Annotated in this window: 21 protein-coding genes and 1 tRNA gene; 7 read left to right on the plus strand and 15 right to left on the minus strand. The window is 69.4% G+C overall.

Going from position 1 to position 22,105, the window contains the following annotated elements:
* Nucleotides 1–89: 89 nt before the first annotated feature.
* The 8 genes from ACIO3R_RS00005 to ACIO3R_RS00040 all read right to left on the minus strand — a co-directional run bounded on the left by ACIO3R_RS00005 (nucleotide 90) and on the right by ACIO3R_RS00040 (nucleotide 7,081).
* On the minus strand, nucleotides 90–308 hold the full coding sequence (locus ACIO3R_RS00005; RefSeq protein ID WP_402101740.1) for a hypothetical protein: 219 nt from the start codon (nucleotides 306–308) through the stop codon (nucleotides 90–92).
* Nucleotides 305–883 (minus strand): hypothetical protein, encoded by a 579-nt coding sequence (locus ACIO3R_RS00010; RefSeq protein ID WP_402101742.1) that lies wholly within the window; start codon nucleotides 881–883, stop codon nucleotides 305–307. The genes ACIO3R_RS00005 and ACIO3R_RS00010 overlap by 4 nt, the downstream gene beginning before the upstream one ends.
* Nucleotides 884–897: 14 nt before the next feature.
* Nucleotides 898–2,514: a DEAD/DEAH box helicase gene (locus tag ACIO3R_RS00015; RefSeq protein ID WP_402101744.1), complete on the minus strand. Its 1,617-nt coding sequence runs from the start codon at nucleotides 2,512–2,514 to the stop codon at nucleotides 898–900.
* 333 nt (nucleotides 2,515–2,847) lie between these two features.
* The gene (locus tag ACIO3R_RS00020; protein ID WP_402101746.1) at nucleotides 2,848–5,850 is read right to left on the minus strand and encodes a DUF927 domain-containing protein; all 3,003 of its coding nucleotides are present in this window, start codon (nucleotides 5,848–5,850) and stop codon (nucleotides 2,848–2,850) included.
* On the minus strand, nucleotides 5,847–6,209 hold the full coding sequence (locus tag ACIO3R_RS00025) for a hypothetical protein (RefSeq protein WP_402101748.1): 363 nt from the start codon (nucleotides 6,207–6,209) through the stop codon (nucleotides 5,847–5,849). The genes ACIO3R_RS00020 and ACIO3R_RS00025 overlap by 4 nt, the downstream gene beginning before the upstream one ends.
* Nucleotides 6,206–6,577: a hypothetical protein gene (locus ACIO3R_RS00030; RefSeq protein WP_402101750.1), complete on the minus strand. Its 372-nt coding sequence runs from the start codon at nucleotides 6,575–6,577 to the stop codon at nucleotides 6,206–6,208. Before ACIO3R_RS00030 ends, ACIO3R_RS00025 begins: the two co-directional genes overlap by 4 nt.
* A gap of 22 nt (nucleotides 6,578–6,599) precedes the next feature.
* Nucleotides 6,600–6,875 (minus strand): DNA-binding protein, encoded by a 276-nt coding sequence (locus ACIO3R_RS00035; protein WP_402101753.1) that lies wholly within the window; start codon nucleotides 6,873–6,875, stop codon nucleotides 6,600–6,602.
* Nucleotides 6,872–7,081, minus strand: coding sequence for a helix-turn-helix transcriptional regulator (locus ACIO3R_RS00040; protein ID WP_402101755.1), 210 nt, complete (start codon nucleotides 7,079–7,081; stop codon nucleotides 6,872–6,874). The genes ACIO3R_RS00035 and ACIO3R_RS00040 overlap by 4 nt, the downstream gene beginning before the upstream one ends.
* Nucleotides 7,082–7,202: 121 nt before the next feature.
* On the opposite strand from ACIO3R_RS00040, the gene ACIO3R_RS00045 reads away from it, so the two are divergent.
* Nucleotides 7,203–7,694 (plus strand): helix-turn-helix transcriptional regulator, encoded by a 492-nt coding sequence (locus ACIO3R_RS00045; protein WP_402101757.1) that lies wholly within the window; start codon nucleotides 7,203–7,205, stop codon nucleotides 7,692–7,694.
* 49 nt (nucleotides 7,695–7,743) lie between these two features.
* Nucleotides 7,744–9,324, plus strand: coding sequence for a site-specific integrase (locus tag ACIO3R_RS00050; RefSeq protein WP_402101759.1), 1,581 nt, complete (start codon nucleotides 7,744–7,746; stop codon nucleotides 9,322–9,324).
* 43 nt (nucleotides 9,325–9,367) lie between these two features.
* On the opposite strand, the gene ACIO3R_RS00055 is transcribed toward ACIO3R_RS00050, so the two are convergent.
* Nucleotides 9,368–9,442: transfer RNA gene (locus ACIO3R_RS00055), tRNA-Val, on the minus strand.
* Nucleotides 9,443–9,679: 237 nt separating this feature from the next.
* On the opposite strand from ACIO3R_RS00055, the gene ACIO3R_RS00060 reads away from it, so the two are divergent.
* From ACIO3R_RS00060 to ACIO3R_RS00075, 4 genes are all read left to right on the plus strand, one after another.
* Nucleotides 9,680–10,456 (plus strand): hypothetical protein, encoded by a 777-nt coding sequence (locus ACIO3R_RS00060; protein WP_402101761.1) that lies wholly within the window; start codon nucleotides 9,680–9,682, stop codon nucleotides 10,454–10,456.
* A gap of 71 nt (nucleotides 10,457–10,527) precedes the next feature.
* Nucleotides 10,528–11,940, plus strand: coding sequence for a hypothetical protein (locus tag ACIO3R_RS00065; protein ID WP_402101763.1), 1,413 nt, complete (start codon nucleotides 10,528–10,530; stop codon nucleotides 11,938–11,940).
* Nucleotides 11,941–12,063: 123 nt separating this feature from the next.
* Nucleotides 12,064–12,666 (plus strand): DUF4383 domain-containing protein, encoded by a 603-nt coding sequence (locus ACIO3R_RS00070; protein ID WP_402101766.1) that lies wholly within the window; start codon nucleotides 12,064–12,066, stop codon nucleotides 12,664–12,666.
* A gap of 108 nt (nucleotides 12,667–12,774) precedes the next feature.
* Nucleotides 12,775–12,993 carry a zinc ribbon domain-containing protein gene (locus ACIO3R_RS00075; RefSeq protein ID WP_306090845.1) on the plus strand — a complete coding sequence of 73 codons (219 nt, stop codon included), beginning with the start codon at nucleotides 12,775–12,777 and terminating at the stop codon, nucleotides 12,991–12,993.
* Nucleotides 12,994–13,112: 119 nt separating this feature from the next.
* Here the strand turns inward: ACIO3R_RS00075 and ACIO3R_RS00080 are convergent, their stop codons facing one another.
* The 4 genes from ACIO3R_RS00080 to ACIO3R_RS00095 form a co-directional block, all read right to left on the minus strand.
* Nucleotides 13,113–13,772: an O-methyltransferase gene (locus tag ACIO3R_RS00080; RefSeq protein WP_385028091.1), complete on the minus strand. Its 660-nt coding sequence runs from the start codon at nucleotides 13,770–13,772 to the stop codon at nucleotides 13,113–13,115.
* A gap of 139 nt (nucleotides 13,773–13,911) precedes the next feature.
* A complete protein-coding gene (locus ACIO3R_RS00085; RefSeq protein ID WP_402101769.1) occupies nucleotides 13,912–14,721 on the minus strand; it encodes an HAD family hydrolase in 810 nt (269 codons plus the stop codon).
* 80 nt (nucleotides 14,722–14,801) lie between these two features.
* Nucleotides 14,802–17,513, minus strand: coding sequence for a phosphoribosyltransferase (locus ACIO3R_RS00090; protein WP_402101771.1), 2,712 nt, complete (start codon nucleotides 17,511–17,513; stop codon nucleotides 14,802–14,804).
* Between the two features lie 155 nt (nucleotides 17,514–17,668).
* Nucleotides 17,669–18,832 carry an HpcH/HpaI aldolase/citrate lyase family protein gene (locus ACIO3R_RS00095; RefSeq protein WP_385028082.1) on the minus strand — a complete coding sequence of 388 codons (1,164 nt, stop codon included), beginning with the start codon at nucleotides 18,830–18,832 and terminating at the stop codon, nucleotides 17,669–17,671.
* A 220-nt stretch (nucleotides 18,833–19,052) separates the two neighbouring features.
* Here ACIO3R_RS00095 and ACIO3R_RS00100 point away from each other — a divergent pair, with 220 nt between their 5' ends.
* On the plus strand, nucleotides 19,053–19,892 hold the full coding sequence (locus ACIO3R_RS00100; RefSeq protein ID WP_385028079.1) for a TerD family protein: 840 nt from the start codon (nucleotides 19,053–19,055) through the stop codon (nucleotides 19,890–19,892).
* A 123-nt stretch (nucleotides 19,893–20,015) separates the two neighbouring features.
* On the opposite strand, the gene ACIO3R_RS00105 is transcribed toward ACIO3R_RS00100, so the two are convergent.
* Together ACIO3R_RS00105 and ACIO3R_RS00110 are read right to left on the minus strand one after the other, a co-directional pair.
* Nucleotides 20,016–20,750, minus strand: a complete 735-nt coding sequence (locus tag ACIO3R_RS00105) for a Tellurium resistance (RefSeq protein ID WP_385028076.1) — start codon at nucleotides 20,748–20,750, stop codon at nucleotides 20,016–20,018.
* A gap of 168 nt (nucleotides 20,751–20,918) precedes the next feature.
* Nucleotides 20,919–22,076 (minus strand): DUF475 domain-containing protein, encoded by a 1,158-nt coding sequence (locus ACIO3R_RS00110; protein WP_402101774.1) that lies wholly within the window; start codon nucleotides 22,074–22,076, stop codon nucleotides 20,919–20,921.
* Nucleotides 22,077–22,105 lie beyond the last annotated feature (29 nt).

Raw genomic sequence — 22,105 nt, forward strand, 5'->3', positions numbered from 1 at the left:
GGTCGTGACCGTCTCGGTCACGACTGCCGGGCCCCTGATGATCTGGCCGGCCGGAACACCGTCTAGGGCGTACACCTCGTCGTCCTTGTTCACGCCTGCTCCTTCCGTCCGTGGATCAGCCGGTCCAGCTGGAACGCGGTCAGCCACTGGTCGCCGGCCGCCCGCTTCAGGGCCGCGGTCGCCGCCGCCTGCCCGGCCCGTGCCGCACGGGCCGCGTCGACACCCGCCCACACCATGTGGACGGCGGCCGTGATGACGAACCCGAGGTACAGGCCGGCCGCCAGGATCAGCACTTCGTGGGTGGTCATGCCGCAAGTCCTTCCATGTCGGGCCACTGGCACCCGGTCAGGCCCGTGGCGTTCTTCTCCGGCACCGCGGCGAGCGGAACACCGAGGTGGTCCAAGCCCATCGCGAGGAGGGCGTAGGCGTCGGCCATGTCGTAGCGGGCGACACCGTCCAGCTCGATGCCGTACCGGCGGGCGATCTCGTCCCGCACCTCACCCTTGGACGCCGAGCCCTTCCCCGCCGCGTACAGGGCCCGGCAGGACGGCGGGATGATGGCGTAGGGGATCGAGCGGCGCCAGCAGGCGTGGCGGACCATGACGCGGAGCCCGGCCAGGTCCTCGTGCCGGTGGGCTACACCACCACCGAACGAGGGGCCTTCGATGACCACCATGTCGGCCTTCTTGATGAACGAGGTGACCTCGTCGACGATCAGGTTGAGGCGGGGGTGGCCGCGGAGGCTCTTCGGGCGGATGTAGTCGGCCCACCCTTCGCCGGCAACACCGGTGCAGGTGAGGCTGAGGTCGAGTCCGATGACGAGCGGGCGGGCAGTTGCGGCCGTCTCGACCACAGCCGCGGCGCCCGTGGTGGCGATGTTCATCGTGTGCCTTCCGATCAGGCGGCGAGCGCCGCAGGGGTGTAGCTACGGAGTGCTCGACTGGCTTCGTAGATGTCCATCAGGTCCGAGACCTCCCCGGCCGTACTGCCGGCCGGAATGATGACCCGCTTGTAGCGGCACCACGCCCGCTGTTTCGCGCTCGGCGCCCCGTCCCGGTGACGGGCCGCCCTCTCGAAAAACACGGGCGGGACCAGCTGGCGGGCGCGGGCTTCCTGCCACCGCATCGCCTCATCAAGCGGGTACTCACGGTCCACGTCGGGGGCAAGGACGCCTTGCGTCTGGTCCCAACCGCGCAGCCGGTGGGTGCCGGGCTCGGCGCCGCGGATGAGAAAGAGGAAGCTGCCGGCCTTCATCGGGATGAACCACAGCCCGTCGTCCGTCTGAAGCCAGCGGACGGGCGACTCGTGGAACAGGTTGACGTCCTCCCACTCGACCTCGCCGATCGACGCTGCGAGGTCGGCCTCGTCGGAGGCCTCGCCTAGGGACTGGCCTTCCTTCGGAGCGCCGACTTCCTTGGCGGTGAGGTCGACGATGGACGCGAGCTTGTGCCTGGTGGAGGCACCCATCACGTCGAGGATGAGGGCCTTCTCCTTGCCCGGGTGAGGGCGCAGGCCCCGGCCTGCCATCTGGCAGTAGAGGCCGGCGGACTTCGTGGGCCTGGCGATGACCACGCAGGAGGTCCACGGGGCATCGAAGCCTTCCGTAAGGACCATGCAGTTTGTAAGGACCTGGACCTTGCCTTCGCGGTACCAGTTCAGGGCAGTGGTCCGTGCATCCTGCGGCATGTCGCCCCAGATCGTGGCGGCCGTGATGCCTGCTTCGTTGAGTGCGTCGGCCATGGTCTGGGCGGTGGCGACCGTCGGGGTGAAGACGACGCCGGGACGGTCGGCGGCGAACTCCTTGTAGGCGTCGGCGACTACGTCAGCGGCACCGGAGTCGTCGAGGGCCTGGCCAAGCTGCCCGTCTTGCAGGTCTCCGGCACGGGACTTGACCTTGTCCAGGTCGAGCCCTTCGACAACGATGCGTTTGCCGGTGACGTCGCAGAGGTACCCACCCTTGATCATGTCGAGGATGTCGAGGGTGTAGACGACTTCTTGCCAGACGTCGGCGAGACCGCCGCCCTGTCGGGTCATGGTGGCGGTGAAGCCTGCGACGGGGATACCGCGCCAGGCGCCGAAGTGCTCGAGGACGGTCATGTAGGACTTGGCGGCGGCGTGGTGGCATTCGTCGACGATGATCATGCCGACGTCGCGGATGGCCTCTCGCCGCCGCTTGACGGCCAGTGTCTGGATGCTGGCGACGATGACGTCGTGGTCGTGGTGCTCGTCCTTCTCCGCCTTGACGATGCCGACCCGGAGTTCGGGGCAGACGGCCTTGATCTTGTCGGCTGCCTGTACGAGGAGTTCCTCGCGGTGGGCGATGACGAGAGCGGGCTGTCCGTTGAGGGCGGTGAGGCGGTCGCGGATCAGGTTGGAGAACACGACGGTCTTGCCTGCGCCGGTGGGGAGGACGACGCCGAGGCGGTTGTTGGTCCCCTGCCAGCCGGCGTTGAGGGCCTGGATCGCCTCGGTCTGGTAGGGGCGCGGAGTGAAGGTCTGCAGGGTGTCAGGCATAGGTCACCTCGGTCCGGCGCGGCCTGGAAGGGGTGGGCGTTACGCGTTGCGTAGCGGCTGCGTAACAGGCTGCGTAACGGTGAAGAGGGGTGTTGACCTGGTCTTTCTTCTTCTCTTCTACTTCTGTTACGTAGTTACTTAGATAAGGCGCACCCTTGTGTGTGTGCGGGTGCGCGCACGCACGCGTGCGCATGCGAACGGCGGAGGGGAGGTGTACGTCCTGCCAGGTTGCGTAACGCGTAACACCGCTACTGCGTAGGGCGGTTGACCTGCGGAAAGGGGCAGATTCAGGCGTTACGGTGCCGGGCGTAACGCGCGCCGATTTGTGGTAGTTCACGCCACCACCTGCTGTTCGCTGGCCTCTCCCAGTGCGAGCGCCGTGAACTGGAAGCAGCGGGCGGTGCGCCCGTCGAACCGCGTCACGATGCGGTACGTGACCTTCTTCTTGTCGACGGCGGAGACCAGGTATCCGGCGTCGGCCCAGGTGTCGACGACCGCGTCGAGCTTGTATCCAGCGTCGTCGAGGATGCCGCGGAGGCGCTCCGGAAGGACGGCGATGCGGGTCTCAGTGTCCGTCGTCTTCACAGCGCCCAGCCAGCCGCGCAGGGGCGGCCGCTGGTCCATGCCGCCCGGCCACAGCTCGAAGGAGTGAGCGGCCAGGTACTCGCGGACTACGTCCATTGCCATCTCCGCCTGGTTGTCGGTGGCATTGGCGGAGGTGAACACCCGCTGCCACGTCGCGACCGGCAGCGGGTCATAGGGCAGGATCCCTGTCTCGCAGGCCATGGCCTCTGCCAGGGCGAGGGCCGCAACCATGGGGGCGCGCCGGCCCGTCATGTCGTTGTCCCCCCGGAACTGCTCCGTGAGTTCCTTGTGGCGGAACCTCAGCCGCTCCCGTCCTCCTTCCCGTGCCAGCCCTTTGCGGACCAGTTCGACGAAGGCGGGGCCGGCGTGACCGTAGTTCTGCAGGACGGCGTCGCGGGTGCTGACCGCTGTCGGGCCGCCGTTGTTTCCGAACGGCGCCTCGGTGGTGCACAGCGCCCTACCTGCCGCGCCCTGGTTCCGGGTGTAGGAGAGGATCGTTCGCTCCCCGGTGGACATCAGGATCGTTTCCCAGGGGAGGGCTCCGGCGTACCCGCCACTGCGGTCTTTGCCCTGGTTCATCGGCAGCTGGTACAGGACGTAGTCGATGATCGTCTCGTCGGATACAGACATGGTTTCGTCCAGGAAGGTGGGCAGGCCTCGCACGAGGTTGAGCCGCTTCTCGATGGCGAAGGCGGTGCCGCGCCAGTTGGAGATGGCAGGCGCGTCTTCGCTCGGGTTGGCCCAGACGCTGCACCCGCACTGAAGGGCGGTGGTCTTGCCCTTGGTGGAGCGCGAAGAGATGTCGACGGTGAAGGACCGGACGTCCAGGGGCTTCAGGAGAGGCGCCGCGAGGGACGCGGCGATGATGATCCTGGGGACGGTGTAGTTCTCCAGGCGGCCCATCGCGGTGCGCCAGTCGTCGAGGGTTCCGGCCGTGCCGTAGGCAGTGGAGGGCACGCGCTGCTCGTCGTACTTCACTTCGAGCTTGACGCCCTTGTCGGGGGCGGCGACGAACTGGCCGTCGCGCTGCCAGCCGAGGTTGCGGGCCATCGTCTCGTGCGGGATGACGCCGAGGTTCTCGACCTCGAACTCGGCGAGCCATCGTTCGAGGGGGCGGGCATCGGCCTCGATGGCGGGCAGGCCGGCGGATCCGAGGTACTTGATGAGTTCGCGGCCGCGCTTCGCGACGTCGCGGGGTACGGGCTTGGCGACGACCTTGCCGCGTTCGGTCCACGCCAGCTCGACCAGCTGTTCGCCGTCGCTGTCGACGTAGGAGCAGGTGACGACGATGGGTGCGAATGTGATGCGGACCCATGTGTCGGGCTCTTCACCCTTGCCCGGGCGCCGCATGAAGACGCCTCGGTTGTCGACCTTGTAGTTCTTGTGTGCCTTGACACCGGGGAGGTTGAAGACCGTCGCCAGGTCGAAGCCGACCTCGGCGGCGGGTGCGTCGCCTTCGACGGGTTGTGTCTGCTCTTCGGGCTCCGCGTACTGCAGGGCGTTGGCCCCGTCGATGGGTGGTGCCGGGCGGGGGGCGGGTACGGGACGCAAGTGCTGGCCCCTTCCGGTCCGTGACGTGGCCCGTACTTCTTCCAGCACTTCGGATGGCAGGGCGCGGGCTGCTGACGTGGCCTGGTCGTTGTCGTTGGCTGCGTGCCTGATGTCGGCGGCTGCGGCGGCCAGGTTGCCGCCGTGGTGCAGGGCGGCGAACAGCATTCCCGGGGAGAGGACCTGGTTCAGTGAGCCGGGGTCGAATCCGGGGAAGTTGTCGGTGCGCACGGTCACGGCGGCGCCGCCCTTGTGGACGGACACGCCGGTCGTGGAGGCGCCCGTGGACCAGCCCGGCCGAAGCCACTGCTGGCAGTCCCCGCCGCAGTACGAGCAGCTGCCGGGCTCCTGCTGGTGGTAGGTGCAGCCGACGAAGGTGAGGATGTCGCCGCAGCACGGATGGTTGCCGAGGATCTCAATCGGTCCCGGCCCGTCGCTGCGAGTGTTGCGCCCGGCAGCGGGCCGCGGTGCGGGTGCAGCCCGGACGGGGGCGGGCTTCGGCTTGGGCTTGAGCGCGTCGGCGAGGTCGAGGAGTTCTTCCAGCGTGTAGCTGGGCCCGCCGGTGTCGAGCACCCGGCACATGACCGGGGTGCGGCCAGCCTTGCGGTTGATGGTCCCAGGCAGTCGCAGTACCCGCGCCAGGTCCTTGACTCCGGCCCCGTATCCGACGCCCATCTTCTGTGCGCCGAGGAGCAGGATGTTCTGCCAGTCGGCGGCGAGCTGGGCGGCGCCAGCGTGGTCGATGTCCTCGCTGATGACGGCGGGGGTGGTGAGCTTCCACCGCTTGTACAGTCCGCCGCCGCTGTGGTGGGTTTCGGTGGCGGCGGGCAGACCGGCGAGGACGGGAATGTCTGCCGCTTCGGCTGCGTCCTTGGGAAGTCCGTCCGTCTGGTGGCCAGCGTTGCCGAAGTCGATGTCGGACCACATGTCAATGAGGGCGTGGGAGTCTGCTGCCTTGCCTCGCCCCTTGGTGACGGAGCCGGGGGTGATGGTGGTGACCCGGACGTAGATGCCCTCGGCGCCGGCACGGTCCTCGCGCATGGCCCACTCGACGAGGTTGCTGGCATCGGTGGTGCGGATCCCGGCGTAGTTCCTGGTGGAGCACACGGCCAGGAGGCCGGGCGGTGTCGCGCCGAAGTGCTGGGTGACCCAGTTGTGCATGATCTGCGGGTCGGCCGTCAGCGGCTCGGTGTTGCTGTTCACGAACCGGTGCTCTCTTCTCCAGGGGCCAGGGCGGCGAGGTGGTCGGCGGCGGTGTCGAGGCTGGCGGCGAGGTCGCGTAGTTGCTGGGCGAAGTCGCGGACCTGGTCGGGGTGGGTCATCTGGCGGCGCAGGTTGACCGTGTGGTGCTCGTAGCCGAAGGCGACGATGTAGGGCTGGTGGCCCGTGATGGCGACGTATTCGACGGGGAGCGCGCCACCGTCGTCGAAGGCGAGTTCGCCGATTTCGCTGGAGCAGGTGCCGTCGTAGTGCCACTGGCCGTCACAGCCGGGGATGAGGCAGCCCGGGGCCGGGCGGCCGAGGGTGTCCTCGGCCGCCGCGGTGGTGGTCGTCTCGGTCACGGGCGGGCCGCCATCTTCTGGACCCGGTCGGTGAAGTCCGTGAACTCGACCTCGAACGGCTTGGGCAGCGGCGTGACGTCGAGGCCGAGGGACTCTGCGATGAGGTAGCGGATCATGCAGTCGGTGACGAACTGGTCGCGGCCGGGCGAGGTGAGGATGGTGGTCTGCCCGTTGCCGATGTGGACGAAGCCGTAGAAGTTGGCGTCGGTGATCGACGACTCGATGACCTGGATGCCCAGGCCGGTGAGCACCTGGTCGAGGGGCAGGTGCATGATCTGCGCGGTGGTGACGGTGGCCCGGGTGATGGCCGGTTCCGCCTGTCCGGGCGTCGCCTGTCGGGTGTCGGTGAGGTTCTGTAGAGTGGTCACTGAGCGCTCGCTTTCTCTGCTGTCAGGCCGTTGAGGTGGGGTGCTCGCTCGAAACCGCTGGAGTTACCGCTCCGGCGGTTTCGCTGTTTCCGGGCACGAGGCCCAAAAACTTGTGGAGGTCGACGGTCCGCACGTAGCGGCGTCGGCCGAGTCGGATGACCTCGAAGGGCAGTCGCCCCTCTGCGGCCAGCTGATACGTCGTGGATTCGGCTTGAGCCAGCGCCTTGCCGACGGTCGGCCACAGGGGCACAAGCGCAGGCTGGTCGAGGATCTCGGCGACCGAGAGGCCGACAGTCACGCGGACTTCCCGGCCTGCTCGGCCGCGAGGGTGCGCTCAAAGCGCTCGATCTCGGTCGGCGAGTAGAGGACGCGACGCCCGACCTTGATGCCCTTGGGGCCGTAGCCGATGTGCCGCCAGTAGCGGACGGTGCTTGCGGCCGTGCGGTACCTGGCGGCGATGTCTGCCGTGGTCAGGTACTCGCTTCCGCCATTAATGAGCAGCATGGACACCACTCAACCCCCAAACGTTGTTGGTGTTGAACACCACGAGTATGTCCGTCATTGCGGTGTAGCGCAAGAACAACGTTTGGGGGTAGCGTGCCTTACATGAAAGGTGTTGATTGCGTTGGACGCTGAGAAGCTGCCCCCTACGTGGCCCGACGCGGAGGCGGCATTCATCTCCGAGATGAAGCGCCAGAGGGCTAAGCAGAATCTGTCCCAAGGAGACTTGGCTGAGCGCGTGAAGTCCCTGGGCGGCAACATGTTCCAGCAGACGATTGCCAAGCTGGAGACGGGCCAGCGGGCCCTACGCATGTCAGAAGCGGACGTGATCGCGGGAGCTCTCGGCATGACGGTGTCGACCATGCTGGCCGCTGCATACGCTCCTGCCGTGCAGCCCGCAGAGGCGGACGCCAAGCGTCAACTCGTTCGCATTGAGCAGCGCTACGCGCAGGTATCCACTGCCCTCCATAACGCCCGCGAGCAAGCAGCCCAAGCTGAACGCCAGCTAGTGACCGCCCAAGCGCAGGCCATGGCTCTGGATCGCGAAGCCGAAGCTCTCCAAACGGAACGGGAAATTCTGGCCGAGCTTCTCGGCGTCTCCGGGAGCGACGGGTGAGCCGTCCCGCATCATTGACTCTGCGGCTCGCTTCCAGGAGGGGTAGCCCATGAAGGGTTCGACGTACCGCCGTTGCTACTGCCGGGACGATGACGGCAAGGCGCTGGGCAAGGCGTGCCCGCAGCTGTCCAGCCGCCGGCACGGGGTGTACGCGGTACGGCAGGAGCTGCCCGCCCGCGGCGACGGCACCCGCCGGTCGTTCTCCCGATCCGGATACGGCACCGCGAAGGAAGCACAGGAGGCCCTCGACCAGGTCCGCGCCCTGCTCGCCCTCCCGGACGGCGACGACACCGACGGGCAGGTAGCCATCGGGGACCTGCTGGAAACGGTCAGCAAGGACAAGAAGGCGCCCCTGCCCGAGCTCGATGATGTGCGCCGGCGGTACTCCACCGGCCAGTCCCTCAGCTCGAAGACGACCGTCGGTGACTGGCTGGACGAGTGGATGTCCGGGAAGCGCGGCCGGCCCACCGCGATCAGCCGCGACGAGATCAACGTGCGCAAGCACCTGAAGCCACGCATCGGCCACCACCGACTCGACCGGCTGCGGGTGGCTCACCTCTCCGAGATGTTCCAGGCCATCGCCGACGCGAACACGGAGATCCTCGAACTGAACGCCCAGCGCCGGGCCGCCGTCGACGAGCTGGCGACCGTGCCGTGGAAGGGCGCGGAGCACCGGGCCAGGCGCAAGGCGATGAAGGAAGCCATCGAGGCCATGCCGCCGTTCCGGCACACCGTAGGGCCGACGACCCGGGAACGGATCCGCGCGACGCTGCGGGCCGCCCTGAACGACGCCATCGCGCAGCAGCGGTTCGGCGTCACGTTCAACCCGGCCGCCCACGTGGAGCTCGACGTGGGCAAGCGGCCCAAGGGCGTGCTGTGGACCGACGAGCATGTGGCCCGGTGGGAGGAGACCGGGGAGAAGCCGTCCCCCGTCATGGTCTGGACGCCTTCCCAGATCGGCCAGTTCCTGGGGCACGCGTCCGATGACCGGCTGTACGGGCTGTTCCACCTGGTCGCGTTCCGGGGCCTGCGCCGCGGTGAGGCGTGCGGTGTGCGGTGGACCGACGTCGACCTGGACGCCGGGCTGTTGACGGTCGCGAAGGCCATCGTGCAGAACGGCTGGGACGTGTACGAGGACGATCCGAAGACGGACGCCGGCGCCCGCACCATCTCCCTGGACAGCGTCACGGCCGAGGTGCTGCGGGAGCACCGTGCCCGCCAGGCCGCCGAGCAGGAGAAGGCAGGCGCGGGGTGGGCGAACACCGGCCGGGTCTTCACCCAGGAGGACGGCAGTTGGCTTCGGCCGTCCCACGTGACCGACCGATTCTCTGAGCTCTTCGAGGAGATCGAGCTGCCGCCGGTCCGGTTGCACGACCTGCGGCACGGGGCGGCGACGTTGATGCACGCGGGCGGCGGCGATCTCCACTACATCAAGACGACGCTCGGGCACTCGGGCATTCAGATCACGTCGGACACGTACCTGAATCTTCTGCCGCAGGTCGACAAGGAAGTCGCGGAAGCCGCGGCGAGACTGGTTCCGCTGCCGCGTTCAATCAAGATCGTTAGCACGCCCGCTCACGCATCGCTCACGCAAGAGGCCCCCGGCGGTATGCCGGGGGCCTCTGCTTAGCACTCCGTAGAGGGCTCAAGTCCAGGTCAGGAGCCTGGACCACTGGTGGGCGCGGGCAGTTTCGAACTGCCGACATCTGCTTTGTAAGAGCAGCGCTCTACCCCTGAGCTACGCACCCGTGGATGAGGCAACAGCGTACATGGACTACGCCCCCTGGTCACAAACGGTTGCCGACGGCAGCGGTCCGGGTGGGACGAGGTGGCGCGGGGCCGTCGCGGGGGTGTGGGAGGCGGGGGATATCCCCACCCCGCATACGGTAGCCGTCCCGATTCCCCCGGGTGCAGGCGCGCCCCTACCGTGAGCCGGAACGCTGAGCGGCGAACCGGCCGTCGCACGACCTGGGGGAACGATCACTGTGGCACTCCGTACCAGCGCCCGCACCCGCACACTCATCGCGTCCGGCGGAGCGGTGGTTGCCGCTCTTGTTCTCAGCGGCTGCGGCAGTTCGGACACCGACGACGCATCGGTCGAGCACAAGTCGTTCGCGTTCAGTGGGAAGACGCTGACCATCGATGCGGCCAATACGACGCTGGAACTCGTGCCGGCCGATGTGAAGAAGGTCGAGGTGACCCGGCAGGTCGACGGGTGGGTGGTGTTCGGGAGCGGGCCCGACCCTCGCTGGGGGATGGAGGACGGCACGCTGACGCTGAAGGTGAAGTGTGACGCCTTGATCAGTGACTGTGCCTCCAGGCATGAGGTGAAGGTGCCGCGCGGGGTGGCGGTCACCGTGCGCGGGGACAACGGGAAGGTCGTGGCGTCGGGGTTCGACACCCCGCTCGACCTGCGCTCCGACAACGGCAAGGTGACCGTGCGCGACTCCAGCGGGCCGCTGAAGCTCAACAGCGACAACGGCGGCATCGTCGCCGAGGGGATCTCCGGATCGTCCGTGAAGGCCGAATCGGACAACGGGCAGGTGCGGCTGGGGTTCGTTGCTGTGCCGACGTTGGTGGACACGGTCAGTGACAACGGCAAGGTCACCATCGAGCTGCCGAGCGGCGGCACCTCGTACGCGGTGAGCGCCAGGGCCGACAACGGGAGCACGTCGGTGAAGGTGCCGCGCAGCGACGACAGCACCCATGTCGTGAAGGCCAGGAGCAACAACGGCGAAGTCACGGTGCGAAGCGCGAACTAACCGGGCCGTGTGTTCGTCCTTACCAGGTGGGAGAATGTACCGGGCAGGGCGAATCGGCACGGGAGAGGGATGTGACGGCGACACACGCGAAGCCGCAGGCGAGAGCGGGTGCGAGTTCCGCCGTCAAGGACGTCAAAGACGTCCACGGTGTTCGCGGCGTCCGTGATATCCGTGATGTTCTCGTATTGATGCTGCTGCCGGTGCCACTGCTCGCGGGCGCGCTGTCGGCGGCCTTCGCCGGTGGCGGCACGCGGCGCTGGTTCGGCGGGCGCGGTGAGGGGCAGCGTGCCGAGGCGCAGGCCGCGAAGGACGCTGCCGCCGAGGCCTTCGTCGAGCTGGACACGGCCCAGCGTGATCTGCGGATCTCGATCGAGACGATCACCGCGGTCGACAGTTCCCCCGCCGCGCGCAAGGCCGTCGACGACTTCGCCGCGCTGGGGCGAAGCATTGACGCGGCCAGCAGCGCCTACATCACCGCCGTCGACGCACACGATCTGGACCGCGACGACCTCGAACCGTCGATCGCCACCCAGGCCAAGGCCCAGCTGTCCTCCGCCAAGAACGATCTCGTACGGGTCAAGGGCGAGCTGGACCGGTTCGCGGCCGGTCTCGGGCCGCTGCTCGGCAGCGCGGAGACCCAGCTCGCGCGGCTCGCGCCCGCTGTGGAGCGGGCGCGGCAGGCGCTCCTGTCCGCGAGCAATGCTCTCGACACGGTGCGGGAGTCCGGATTGCGGGCGGACGATCTCGCCGCGCGGCTCGCCGCCCTCGCCCCCGAGCTGACCAAGCTCAACCAGGGCGCCGGCCGGCACGGCGTGGCCGAGACCCTCCAGCGTGCCGATCAGGTGTTGCGCGATGCCGAGGCCGTACGGGCCGAGGCGGCCCAGTTGCCCGAGCGGGCCGCCGAGATCGATCGCCGGCTGGTGACGCTGCGTACCCGCGCCCAGGCGTTGACGACCCGGTCCGCGTCCGTCGAGCCCGTGCTCAGCGAGCTGCGGCGACGGTTCTCGGCCGCCTGCTGGCAGGACCTCCAGCCCGTTCCGGAGCAGGCCGCGGTCAATGTCCGCCGGGCCGAGGAGAAGCTGAAGGAGGCCGCGAAGGCGCGCAGCGAGCAGCGCTGGGCCGATGCGACCTCCCGGCTGAGCACGGTACGGGCCCTGCTCAACGCAACGGACGAGGCGGTGTCCGCAGCCGGTGACCGGCTGCACCGGCTGAACGAGGTGTCCAAGGACCCGCAGCAGGAGATCCAGCGGACCCGGTTCGCGATCCGGGACGCCCAGCGGCTCGCCATGGCCGGGCGCAACACCCCCGAGCCGCGCCACGCCCGTCCGCTGGACGACGCGGTGGCCCGGCTCGACCAGGCCGTCACCGGTCTTGAGGGGCGCCATCCCGACTACTGGCACTTCCTGACCGTGACGGAGGGCGTACGGCAGACCGCCGCGCGCGTGGTCTCCGAGATCCGCGAGGAGCGCGGGGCCGGCACCTGAGCCGTCCCTCGCCGCCCCGCGCCCCATAGGCGTCGGCGTGCCCCGCGCCCCCATGGGCGTCCGGCGTGCGCCGCGCCCGTCGCGGAGCGATCCTGGTGGTACCTGGCTGAAGGAGGCCCGTTCATGGCCACCCACGTACTGCGTCCCGCCCGACGGCCCGCAGCTCACCGCAGGGCCAGCCGGCTCGATCAGCATCTGCCCGTCGATCACCGGCTCAGCCGCGTCTACCAGGTGGGGGCCGGGCTGATGGGTCTGGTGCTGCTCGCCTTCGGCATTCTCGGGCTGATCGACAAGATCGGCTTCTTCGACACCGGCGGTGACACCGTCGCGGGTCTCAGCACCAACGGCGCGCTCAGCGTGCTGTCCATCTGCGTCGGGCTGCTGCTGTTCATCGGGATGGTGATCGGCGGCAACTTCGCCTCGACCCTCAACATGGTCATCGGCATCGCGTTCATCCTCAGCGGCTTCGTGAACCTCGCGCTGCTGGACACCGGGATGAACTTCCTCGCCTTCCAGATCCAGAACGTGCTGTTCAGCTTCGTCGTCGGGCTGCTGCTGATGATGTTCGGGATGTACGGCCGCGTCAGCGGCGGGCTCCCCCACGACAACCCGTACTGGCGGGCCCGGCATCCCGAGGAAGCAGCGGAGGAGGCACGGCTCGGGCGGCGCAGGCAGGTCGAGGAGATGCCCGTCGTCGTCCCGCCGTCCGGAGGACGCCAGGAGTAGGGCCACCCTCCCGTCGGCCCTCTGCCTCCCCCTGTCTCTTCATCTCTCTGTCTCTGACTCTGTCTCTGTCTCTGACTGTGATGCGGTCCTGACGGATAGCCTGGGGGCATGCCTCGTTACGAGTACCGCTGCCGCTCCTGCGGAGACACGTTCGAACTCAGCCGCCCGATGGCCGAGTCCTCTGCCCCCGCCTCCTGCCCTGCCGGGCACGAGGACACCGTGAAGCTTCTCTCCGCTGTCGCCGTCGGCGGCGCGGCCGGTTCCGCGCCCGCCCCGTCAGGCGGTGGCGGCGGTGGCGGTTGCTGCGGTGGGGGCTGCTGCGGCTGACCCCGCCGACAGCCCCGGCGGCGCACCGCGACCCGGCAGCACCGCGATACGTGCCGTCGCTGTCCCCAACGACGTCGCTGTCGCCACTGCTACCGCTACCGCTACCGCTACGACTATCGCTACCGCTTGCGCGACAGCGTCAGGCCGTCCGACACCGTGAGCAGCACGCTGTCCATCCGCGGGTCGGCGGACACGTGGTCGTTGAACTCCTTGATGGCCGCCGCTCCCCCGGTCGCGTGCGCGTCGGTCACGCGGCCGTGGAACAGCACGTTGTCCGTGGTGATGACGCCGCCCTGCCGCATCCGGGGCACCAGTTCCTCCCAGTACGGGATGTAGTTGCCCTTGTCCGCGTCGAGGTAGGCGAAGTCGATGTGCGGTTCGGTCGGCATCGCCCGGAGGGTGTCGAGGGCGGGGGCGATCCGCAGGTCGATCCGGTCGGCGACGCCTGCCTTCTCCCATGCCTCGCGGCCGTATGCTGTCCACTCCTCCGAGACGTCGCAGGCGATCAGCCGTCCGCCGACGGGCAGGGCCTGGGCCATCGACAGGGCGGAGAAGCCGGTGAAGGTCCCGACCTCCACGATGTGACGGGCCCCGGTCAGCCGGACGAGGAAGGCCAGCAGCGGGCCCTGCTCCTCGGCCGACTGCATGCCCGCGTGGTCGGGGAGACGGGCGTACGTGGTCTCGACGAGCTCGCGCTGCACCGCGTCCAGCGGCGGGTTGTGCGCCAGCATGTACGCGTACAGCTCGTCCGTGATCTTGGTTTCGTTTCCCTTGGTCATCGCACAACTCCCTGGTCGTCGGCCGCGTTCTCCCCCGGCAGACGAGAACGCGGCGACTGTAGCCGCCGGACACCGCGGTTCGAGCGGATTCGGCGGCGCGCCGGGCTACGCGGTCCCTCCGCGCGCCGGCTCCGTTCCGTCAGGCGGCCTGGTGCAGGCCCGATGTCCGCAGGAGGCTCCGCAGGATCTCCTCGCCCGCGGCCACGCCCCGCTCGGCGGTCGCCACCACGTGCGGGGCGCTCCACCGCGCGTCGGCGAGTTCGCCGTGGCCGGGACGCCAGCCGTGGTCGGCGGCGAGCAGCAGATCTGCGTCCAGGAGTGAGTCACCGGCGGCGAGCGTGAGCGTGGCACCCGTGCGGCGGGCGACCTCGCGCATCGCGGCGCTCTTGGTGAGCGGTCTCGGTACGGCGTAGATCTTGCGGCCCTGGAGCGAGACGGTCCAGCCACGCGGCTCCGCCCACTCGGCCAGCTCCTGCCTCCAGTCCGGGGGCAGCAGTGCCCGGTCGACGACGAGGTAGGCGAAGAGGTCCTCCGCGACCCGTTCCTTGAGCAGCCAGGCGGGGTCGGCGGCGGATATGAGGTGGGCGCGGACCTCGGCGAGTGAGGCGCACTCGTCGGTCAGCCTGCGGGTCACCGTCCGCTGCCAGTCCGGGTCCGACTCGCCGTCCACGAGGATGTGTCCGCCGTTGGCGCAGATCGCGTACCGGGCCGCGGGTCCGGGGAGGTGGATGCGGTGGTACTGCTCGCGGGTACGGGTGGTGGCCGGCACGAAGACGGTGGAACGGGCCAGTTCGACGAGGAGCGCGGCGGCCGTCTCCGTGACGTACGAGAGCGGCTTGTGGTCGTACACCTCGACGCAGAGCAGCCGGGGCGCCTCCGCGTCCGGCATCGGGAGCTGGAGGGCGGCCGCCGAGTAGATCAGGGTGCGGTCGAGGTCGCTGGCTACCAACGTGACCGGGGAGGGCGGAGAGGCCGGGGAGGGCAAAGAGGGCAGGGAGGCCGGGGAGGGCGGAGAGGGCGCGTGGAACGTCACTTGGACTCCACCGCCTTGCCGTCCGCACCGGTCGCCCCGCGCGTGTACTTGGGGTGGATCAGCCCGACGCAGGTGTACGGGAGCGCGTCGACCTCCTCGACCGGTACGCCGCGCTGCCGCGCAAGCAGCCTGATGTGTTCCAGGTCCGCGCCCGCGCCGCGCTTGGCGAGGATCTTCCACGGGACCCGGCGCAGCAGGACCCGGGTCGTCTCTCCGACGCCCGGCTTCACCAGGTTCACGTCGTGGATGCCGTACTCCTCGCTGATGCGTTCCACCGCGGCCCAGCCCTCCCAGGTGGGCGCGCGGTCGGCGGCGAGCAGCTCCTTGACGTCGGCGTCGACCGCGTCGGTGACCTCGCCGAACCGTTCGGCGACGGTGTCGAGGAAGTGGCCGGAGACATCCGATCCGGCGAGCTCACGGTAGAACTTCGCGCCGTGGAAGTCCTCGGGACCGACCAGGTCGGAGCGCAGGACCGTACGGGAGATCAGGCCGGAAACCGTGGAGTTGAGGCAGGCCGAGGGGATCAGGAAGTCCTCGCGCGTGCCGTACGTACGGACGCAGCCGCCGGGGTCGGCCAGGACCGCGATCTCCGGGTTGAAGCCCTCCGTTCCGTCGGAGTCCTCGAACTCGGCGATGGCGGCGGCCAGTTCGCGGGTGATGGCGCCCTTCCCCGTCCAGCCGTCGACGAACACGACGTCGGCCGGGTTGTGGTGGGCGGCCAGCCAGCGCAGGGCGTTGGCGTCGATGCCGCGGCCGCGCACGATCGAGACGGCGTAGTGCGGCAGGTCGACACCGTGCCGGTGGCGGGCCCAGCGGCGCATCAGTACGCCGACGGGGGTGCCGGCGCGGGCCAGCGAGACCAGGACGGGGCGGGGGCCGCGCTCGGCGAGGACGGTCTCGGTGACGGCGCCGACGGCGCGGGCGATGCGGGCGGCCGACAGGTCCAGCGCCGCCTTGAACAGGTCCTGGTACTGCTCGGACGGCTGGTACTCGACGGGCAGCGACTCGGCGTAGTGCGCGCCACCGCTCTGTATCGCCTCCTCGCGCTCCTCGGTGGGCGCCTCCAGCTCGGTGTCCGAGAGATCCTGGAGCAGCCAGCCGACCTCGTCCGGCGCGTAGGAGGAGAAGGCGGGGCCGCGGAGGGGCTCGGGCAGCATGCGGGGTTCTTCCTGGCGTTGGGGGGTGGTGACGGCGGCCTCGGGCTGAACGGCCGCCGCCGGTGTCACGTCCGGGGTCGCGGCCTCCGCCCCGGCCAGCGGTATGTACGAGGGCACGACCGCGAGCAGGACCTGTGCGGTGTGCGGGGCGAGCCGCGCCAGCAGCCCGTCGGGGGCGTGCAGTTCGGGTGTGTCCGCGGTGGAGTCGACGACGGCCACAATGGCGTCGAAGCCGGCGCCCGCGACGTTGTACGCGTACCGGTCGCCGGGGCCGTCCGCCGGGCCGTCGTGGGCCGGGAAGACCAGCCGGGTGCGTATCGCGTAGCCCGGGTCGTCCACCGCGAGGACCGGGGAGCGGGTCGTGGTGGAGTACCGGACCTCGGCGCCGATGCGGTCCTCCAGGGCGGTGGCCAGGCGCAGGGGTGCGTACATCAGCTCCTCGAAGCCGAGGACCAGTACGCGGCGTGCCCTGTCGTCCAGCGCCCCGTCGGGCAGCGCCCCGTCGGGCAGCGCCCCGTCGGGCAGCGCCCCGTCGGGCAGGGCATCGGGCAGTGTCCCGTCGTCCGGCGGAGCGCATCGTCGCGCCACGTCCTCGCTCCGTATTCCCTCGCCCAGCGCCGCGACGATGCGGTCCGCCATGTCGGGGAGTGCCGCCTCCAGCCGGTCGCGGTGCGCGGGGGTGAAGCCGTGCCTGCCACCGTCGGGCACGCCGACGGGCCACCCCAGCTCCACCCGGGTGCAGGGACGGGGGTGGGAGCGGGAGCCGACACCAACCGTTGTCGCCCGCGCCTCCTGCGCCGCCTCCTCCGCCGCGACCAGCGCCTGCCCCTTCTCCAGGACGCCGTCCGGGAGGCGGACCGTGCCCGAGTTCCTCGCCACCAGGTCGATCCGGGCGCCGGTCTCCGCCGCGAACTCGGCCAGCCGGCCACGGTCGGACGGCGAGCGCATGTCGACCAGGGCCACGATCACGTAGCGGTTCCGGGGGTAGCGCTCGTGCAGGGCGCGGATGGTGTTGAGGACGGTGTTGCCGGTGGAGAACTCGTCATCGACCAGCACCAGCACCGCATCGGCCACGCCTCCCGCATCGGCCACGCCCCCCGCGTCGACCGCGTCCCCGGCATCGCCCGCCAGCAGGTCCGGGTCCTCCGGCAGGAGCAGGTGCGAGGTGGCGTGCGAGTGCGACTCCTCGAAGCCGCCCGCGCGCGCCACGCCCTCCACGGGGCGTCGCGTCGAGTGGAGGTACGGTGCGGCGCCGAGCCCGTCGGCGACCGCGTGGCCGAGGCCGGTGGCCGTCTCCGCGTAACCGAGCACGACCGCGCGCCGCGTCCCGGCCTCCCCGAGCAGTTCCCGCACCCGGCGGCCGAGCTCGAATCCGGCGCCGTAGACCACCGAGGGGTACTGCGGCACATGCTTGCCGAGCACGTGGGACACGAGCAGATGCGCTCGCTTGGGGTTGCGCCGCAGGGCGAGGCCCAGCAGCTCCCGCAGCTCGCCGTCGCCCACGAGCTCGACGCCCAGCCGCTCCGCGACCCAGCTACCCGACCACACCACGTTCGCCGTCTCTTTCCTCAGCTGTGCGCCCGCTCATCGGGTCGCACTCGGGGTCACGCCTTCCGGACACCGTCGCCGGAGCAGCGCCATCGGAACACCGCTCCGGAGCACCGCGACCGGAACACCGTCACCGGTCCAGCCTCACCCGAACGGGCTCATTCCGCGAGGCTCGCGGCCAGCAGCTCCACGAAGCCGACGTCTTCCCGCGCCACTCCGAACACCTCGGCGCGCTGGAGGGTGCGCTCGGCCCAGGCCCGGTGCGGCTTCACTTCGTTCATCTTGTTCGTGTACGAGGAGCGCAGCACGCCGCCGCCCCCGCTCTCGGGCCGCAGGATGTCCTGGGCGTCGCTGAACTCCTCGTGACTGACCACCGACAGCGCGTGCACGGGTGCGACGTGCGAGGGGTGGATACAGGTCTTGCCGAGCAGGCCGTTGGCCCGGTCCAGCTCTATCTCCCGCAGCAGGCCGTCCAGGTCGTGCTCGATCAGCGCGGTGCGCAGTTCTTCGGCCCGGCCCTCCAGGAAGGGGCTGCGGCGCAGCTGTGGCTTGAACATGCGTTCCTGGAGTCGGAAGTACTCCCACACCGGTCCGGTGATCGTGAAGCCGGTGCCGTCGGCCCGGCCCAGGACGTTGACCACGTCGGCGATGACGTCCCCGACGATCCGGACGTCGTACGCCGTCATATCGGGCGGCCTGCGCAGCCCGTACGCCGAGCAGAAGTCGGTGACGCCGAGCCGCAGCGCGAGGACGCGGTCGCGGTAGGAGTCGACGGTGGTGGCGATCTTCTGGAGGGCCTCCTGCCGGGTCTCCAGATGGAGCAGCTCCGGTGATTCCAGTACGGGCATGGCGAAGAGCCGTCGGCCGCCGTCGCTCTCGGCCTTCGTGAGCGCCTCCATGAAGGGCACGCCGCGCTCTTGCGTGAACTTCGGAAGTACAAAACCGGACAACAATCGGGCGGAATCGCCGAGGCGGCGCACCAGGTCCGTGATCTGGTGCGGTTCCCGGACCCGGATGAAGAGCAGCGGGAGCTCGCCGCCGCGCGCGTCGAGTTCGGCGAACTGGCCGACCAGGTTCTCCTCGGCGCCCGCCACCTCTGAGTCGTCGATCGAATCCTCCAAGCACAGCACCATGGAGACGACGCCCCGGCCGGCCTGCTTGATGACGTCGTCAGCGAGTGCCGGCCGGGTGGCGGGGCTGTAGAGGGTGGCTCCCAGAGCGGCCGAGAGCACTCGGGCCGGTGCGTCGGCGTCGAAGTCGCACGGCTGCTGGAAGAACAGATCGCCTCTGACAGTGGGCGCAATATGCCCGAAATGACGCATCCAAATCCCCCCGTGCTACCTGCCCGATCGGACAACGTGTGGCCGGTAATAGTACGTACGGACGGGTGTCGGCAGTTCCCTGGGCGCATGAATTCCGGGTAACTCGTCCATTTAGCGACGGTTCCGAGGGGTGCGGACGCGGCGCTTCCGGCATTCCGCCACGACACGGCTCGCGACCCCAGCGTTGTCCGCGGGGCGGCCAGCAGGCAGGATGACCGCCATGACGCACGCGATGGTGAAAGGTTCGAACGTCCCACTCGACGCCATGGCCGTACGGGCCGTGCTGCGCTGGACCCCGGGGGCCGGGGTTCCCGACGTGGACGCCTCGGCCCTGCTGCTCGGCTCCGGCGGCCGCGTGCGCTCGGACGAGGACTTCGTCTTCTACAACCAGCCCCGTCATCCCTCCGGCCTGGTGCGGCGGCTGCCGAAGCGGAGCCTGGCCGAGGGGCTGACGGACACCATCGAGGCCGATCTGAACGCGCTCGACCCCTCGGTCGACCAGGTGGTCATCGCCGCGTCCTCCGACGGAGCCGCCTTCGAGCACGTGCACGACCTGTGCATCATGCTCTTCGACGCGGCCGCGGCGGGCGGCGAACCGCTCGCCGTGTTCGAGGTACGGCCGGAGACCGGCGAGGAAACCGCGATCATCTGCGGCGAGCTGTACCGGCGCGGGGACGGCTGGAAGTTCCGGGCCGTGGGGCAGGGCTACCCGACCGGTCTCGTCGGACTCGCGACCGCGTTCGGCATCTCGGTCGACGAGGCGGAGGCCGCGGCCGAGCCCGACCCGGCGCCGCTGCCGCCCGCACCGGCGTTCCCGCCCGCACCGGCCCCCGGGCCGGACTCGCAGATCACGGTGCAGCACCAGCAGCCCGCGTACGGCTATCCGCAGCCCGCCGTGGCCCCGCCCCCCGCACCGGCGCCGCAGCCCGCCTACGGCTACCCCCAGCCGGCCTCCGCGCAGCCCGCCTACGGCTATCCGCAGCCCGCGGCGGCGGCCGCGTACGCGCCGGACCCGAATTTCGTCCTGCCGCCGCAGGGGCCGCAGTTCATACGCCCCTGACCCACCGCGTCCGGCCGACCGCACATCCGGCCCACCGCGTCCGGCCGACCGCACATCCGGCCCACCGCGTCCGGCCGACCGCACATCCGGCCCACCGTGTCCGCTCCAGCGCATCCGGACCCGCTACGCGCGGGACTTGTAGCCGCGTCCCCACTGCATCCCGTAGCCGTACAGCCGGTCCAGCTCCGACTGGAAGCCGTACACGAACTTCACCTCGCGCCGCACGATCAGTTCGCCCTTGACGTTCTCCACCGTGAACACGGCGCACGAGCGGGCCTCCGGGGCCCGTTCGTCCAGCTCGATCTCGATGCGCGGCCCGTTGCCCGGGTAGAGCGTGATCTTGGCGTGCGTACGGTCGAAGGCCGGCGTCTGGTCGTAGATGTAGACGAAGCACAGCAGGCGCTTGATCTGGTCGCGCTGGTCGAGGTTGACGTAGAGCGTCTCGCCGGACGGCGCCCCGAAGCGGTCGTCCCCGCTGAGCCTTATGTAGGGCGGCCCGTTCAGATCGCCCAGCAGGTTGCCCAGCGGCTGCACGACGCCCTTGGTGCCGTCCGCCAGCTCGTACATGCAGCCCAGGTCCAGGTCGACGTTGACCACGCCCTGGGTGTGCGCCTGGACCACGTCGGGCTTGAAGAGCTTGAACGGCCGCAGCAGCCGGCCGCTCTGCGACGACCGGCCCTCGATGTCCGAGGTGCGCATCCGCCAGGAGAGGTTGACCCGGAGGTTGCCCGTCAGCGCGCCCTGTTTGGTCAGCGAGACCGTGGCGTGCCGCTTGGAGAGCACGATGGAATTGGTGGCCGCGCTGCCCGACTCGAACTGTGCTTCCCGCCCCGGCCACAGGCTGTCCCAGAACGCCATTCCCAACCCCCACACATATCGGCCCCGCATATCGGCCCCGCACCCGTCGCACGAGGCACACGCGACGCACGCACCGCTGCGGGGCGGCTCCGGGCCGGGTCCGGGTGTTCCCGAGGACCTTCACCGTACGAGCCGCCCCGCAGAGAGCGTTCCTCATTCCCTACCGGGTCACACCCCGGCGGACACTTCCGACGTGGAACCGCCGTCCCCGCCGCCGTCCCCGCCGCCGCCTTCGGCCTCCAGGGCCTTGTTGCGCCGGACCGACGACCAGAACGACCAGGCGATCAGGACGACGCCCACGAGACCGGTGATGATCTCGTTGATCTCGTACTGGATCGTGACGAGCAGGATGACAGCCAGCGCGCCGATCGCATAGTGCGCGCCGTGCTCCAGGTAGACGTAGTCGTCCAGGGTGCCCTGGCGGACCAGGTAGACCGTGAGCGAACGGACGTACATGGCACCGATACCGAGGCCCAGCGCCATCAGCACGATCTCGTTGGTGATGGCGAAGGCGCCGATCACGCCGTCGAACGAGAAGGACGCGTCGAGCACTTCCAGATAGAGGAACATGAAGAACGCGGCCTTGCCGGAGAGTGCGACCGCGGAGAGCTTCTTGCCGGTCTGCTTGGCCTGCTCCTCCTCCTCGTGCTCGCGTTCCTCCTCCTCTTCGAGTTTGTTCTCGAAGTAGCCGGAGAGTCCGCCGACGATGAGGTAGGTGATCAGACCCGCGATACCCGCGAGCATGACCGTCTCCGCCTTGTCCGCGTGTCCGCCGCCGTGCTGATGCGCGTTGGCCGCGAACGTCAGGGCAGAGACCAGCAGGACGATCAGCGCGATGCAGACCGACAGCATGTCGACCTTGCCGAGCTTGGCGAGCGGGCGCTCGATCCAGCGCAGCCACTGGATGTCACGGTCCTCGAAAATGAAGTCGAGGAAGATCATCAACAGGAACATCCCACCGAAGGAAGCGATCGCCGGATGGGCGTCCGTGACCAGTTCCTTGTAGCGGTCCGGGTCGTTGAAGGAAAGATCAACAGCCTCGATCGGGCCCAGCTTGGCAGTGATGGCCACGATCACGACGGGGAACACCAGTCGCATACCGAAGACCGCGATGAGCACACCGACCGTGAGGAAGATCTTCTGCCAGAAGGCACTCATCTTCTTCAGGATTCCGGCGTTGACCACCGCGTTGTCGAAGGACAGCGAGATCTCCAGGACGGAGAGGATCGCCACGACTCCGAAGGCCTCCCACCCCCCGTAGAACCACGCTGCGACCAGGCCGATCGCGGTAATCGCGAACGACCAGCCGAAGGTTTTCAGAAGCACTGGCTACCCCATCAGTTATTTAACGGGTC

The sequence above is a fragment of the Streptomyces sp. NPDC087428 genome (assembly GCF_044744085.1).
GTDB lineage: Bacteria > Actinomycetota > Actinomycetes > Streptomycetales > Streptomycetaceae > Streptomyces.

Excerpts from the sequence above, each read along its gene's own strand:
- ACIO3R_RS00070 (WP_402101766.1), top strand. The coding sequence starts at position 12,064 with ATGGCCACCCACGTACTGCGTCCCGCCCGACGGCCCGCAGCTCACCGC.
- ACIO3R_RS00005 (WP_402101740.1), bottom strand. The coding sequence starts at position 308 with ATGACCACCCACGAAGTGCTGATCCTGGCGGCCGGCCTGTACCTCGGG.
- ACIO3R_RS00095 (WP_385028082.1), bottom strand. The coding sequence starts at position 18,832 with ATGCGTCATTTCGGGCATATTGCGCCCACTGTCAGAGGCGATCTGTTC.
- ACIO3R_RS00100 (WP_385028079.1), top strand. The coding sequence starts at position 19,053 with ATGACGCACGCGATGGTGAAAGGTTCGAACGTCCCACTCGACGCCATG.
- ACIO3R_RS00015 (WP_402101744.1), bottom strand. The coding sequence starts at position 2,514 with ATGCCTGACACCCTGCAGACCTTCACTCCGCGCCCCTACCAGACCGAG.
- ACIO3R_RS00040 (WP_402101755.1), bottom strand. The coding sequence starts at position 7,081 with ATGCTGCTCATTAATGGCGGAAGCGAGTACCTGACCACGGCAGACATC.
- ACIO3R_RS00010 (WP_402101742.1), bottom strand. The coding sequence starts at position 883 with ATGAACATCGCCACCACGGGCGCCGCGGCTGTGGTCGAGACGGCCGCA.
- ACIO3R_RS00105 (WP_385028076.1), bottom strand. The coding sequence starts at position 20,750 with ATGGCGTTCTGGGACAGCCTGTGGCCGGGGCGGGAAGCACAGTTCGAG.
- ACIO3R_RS00050 (WP_402101759.1), top strand. The coding sequence starts at position 7,744 with ATGAAGGGTTCGACGTACCGCCGTTGCTACTGCCGGGACGATGACGGC.
- ACIO3R_RS00080 (WP_385028091.1), bottom strand. The coding sequence starts at position 13,772 with ATGACCAAGGGAAACGAAACCAAGATCACGGACGAGCTGTACGCGTAC.
- ACIO3R_RS00075 (WP_306090845.1), top strand. The coding sequence starts at position 12,775 with ATGCCTCGTTACGAGTACCGCTGCCGCTCCTGCGGAGACACGTTCGAA.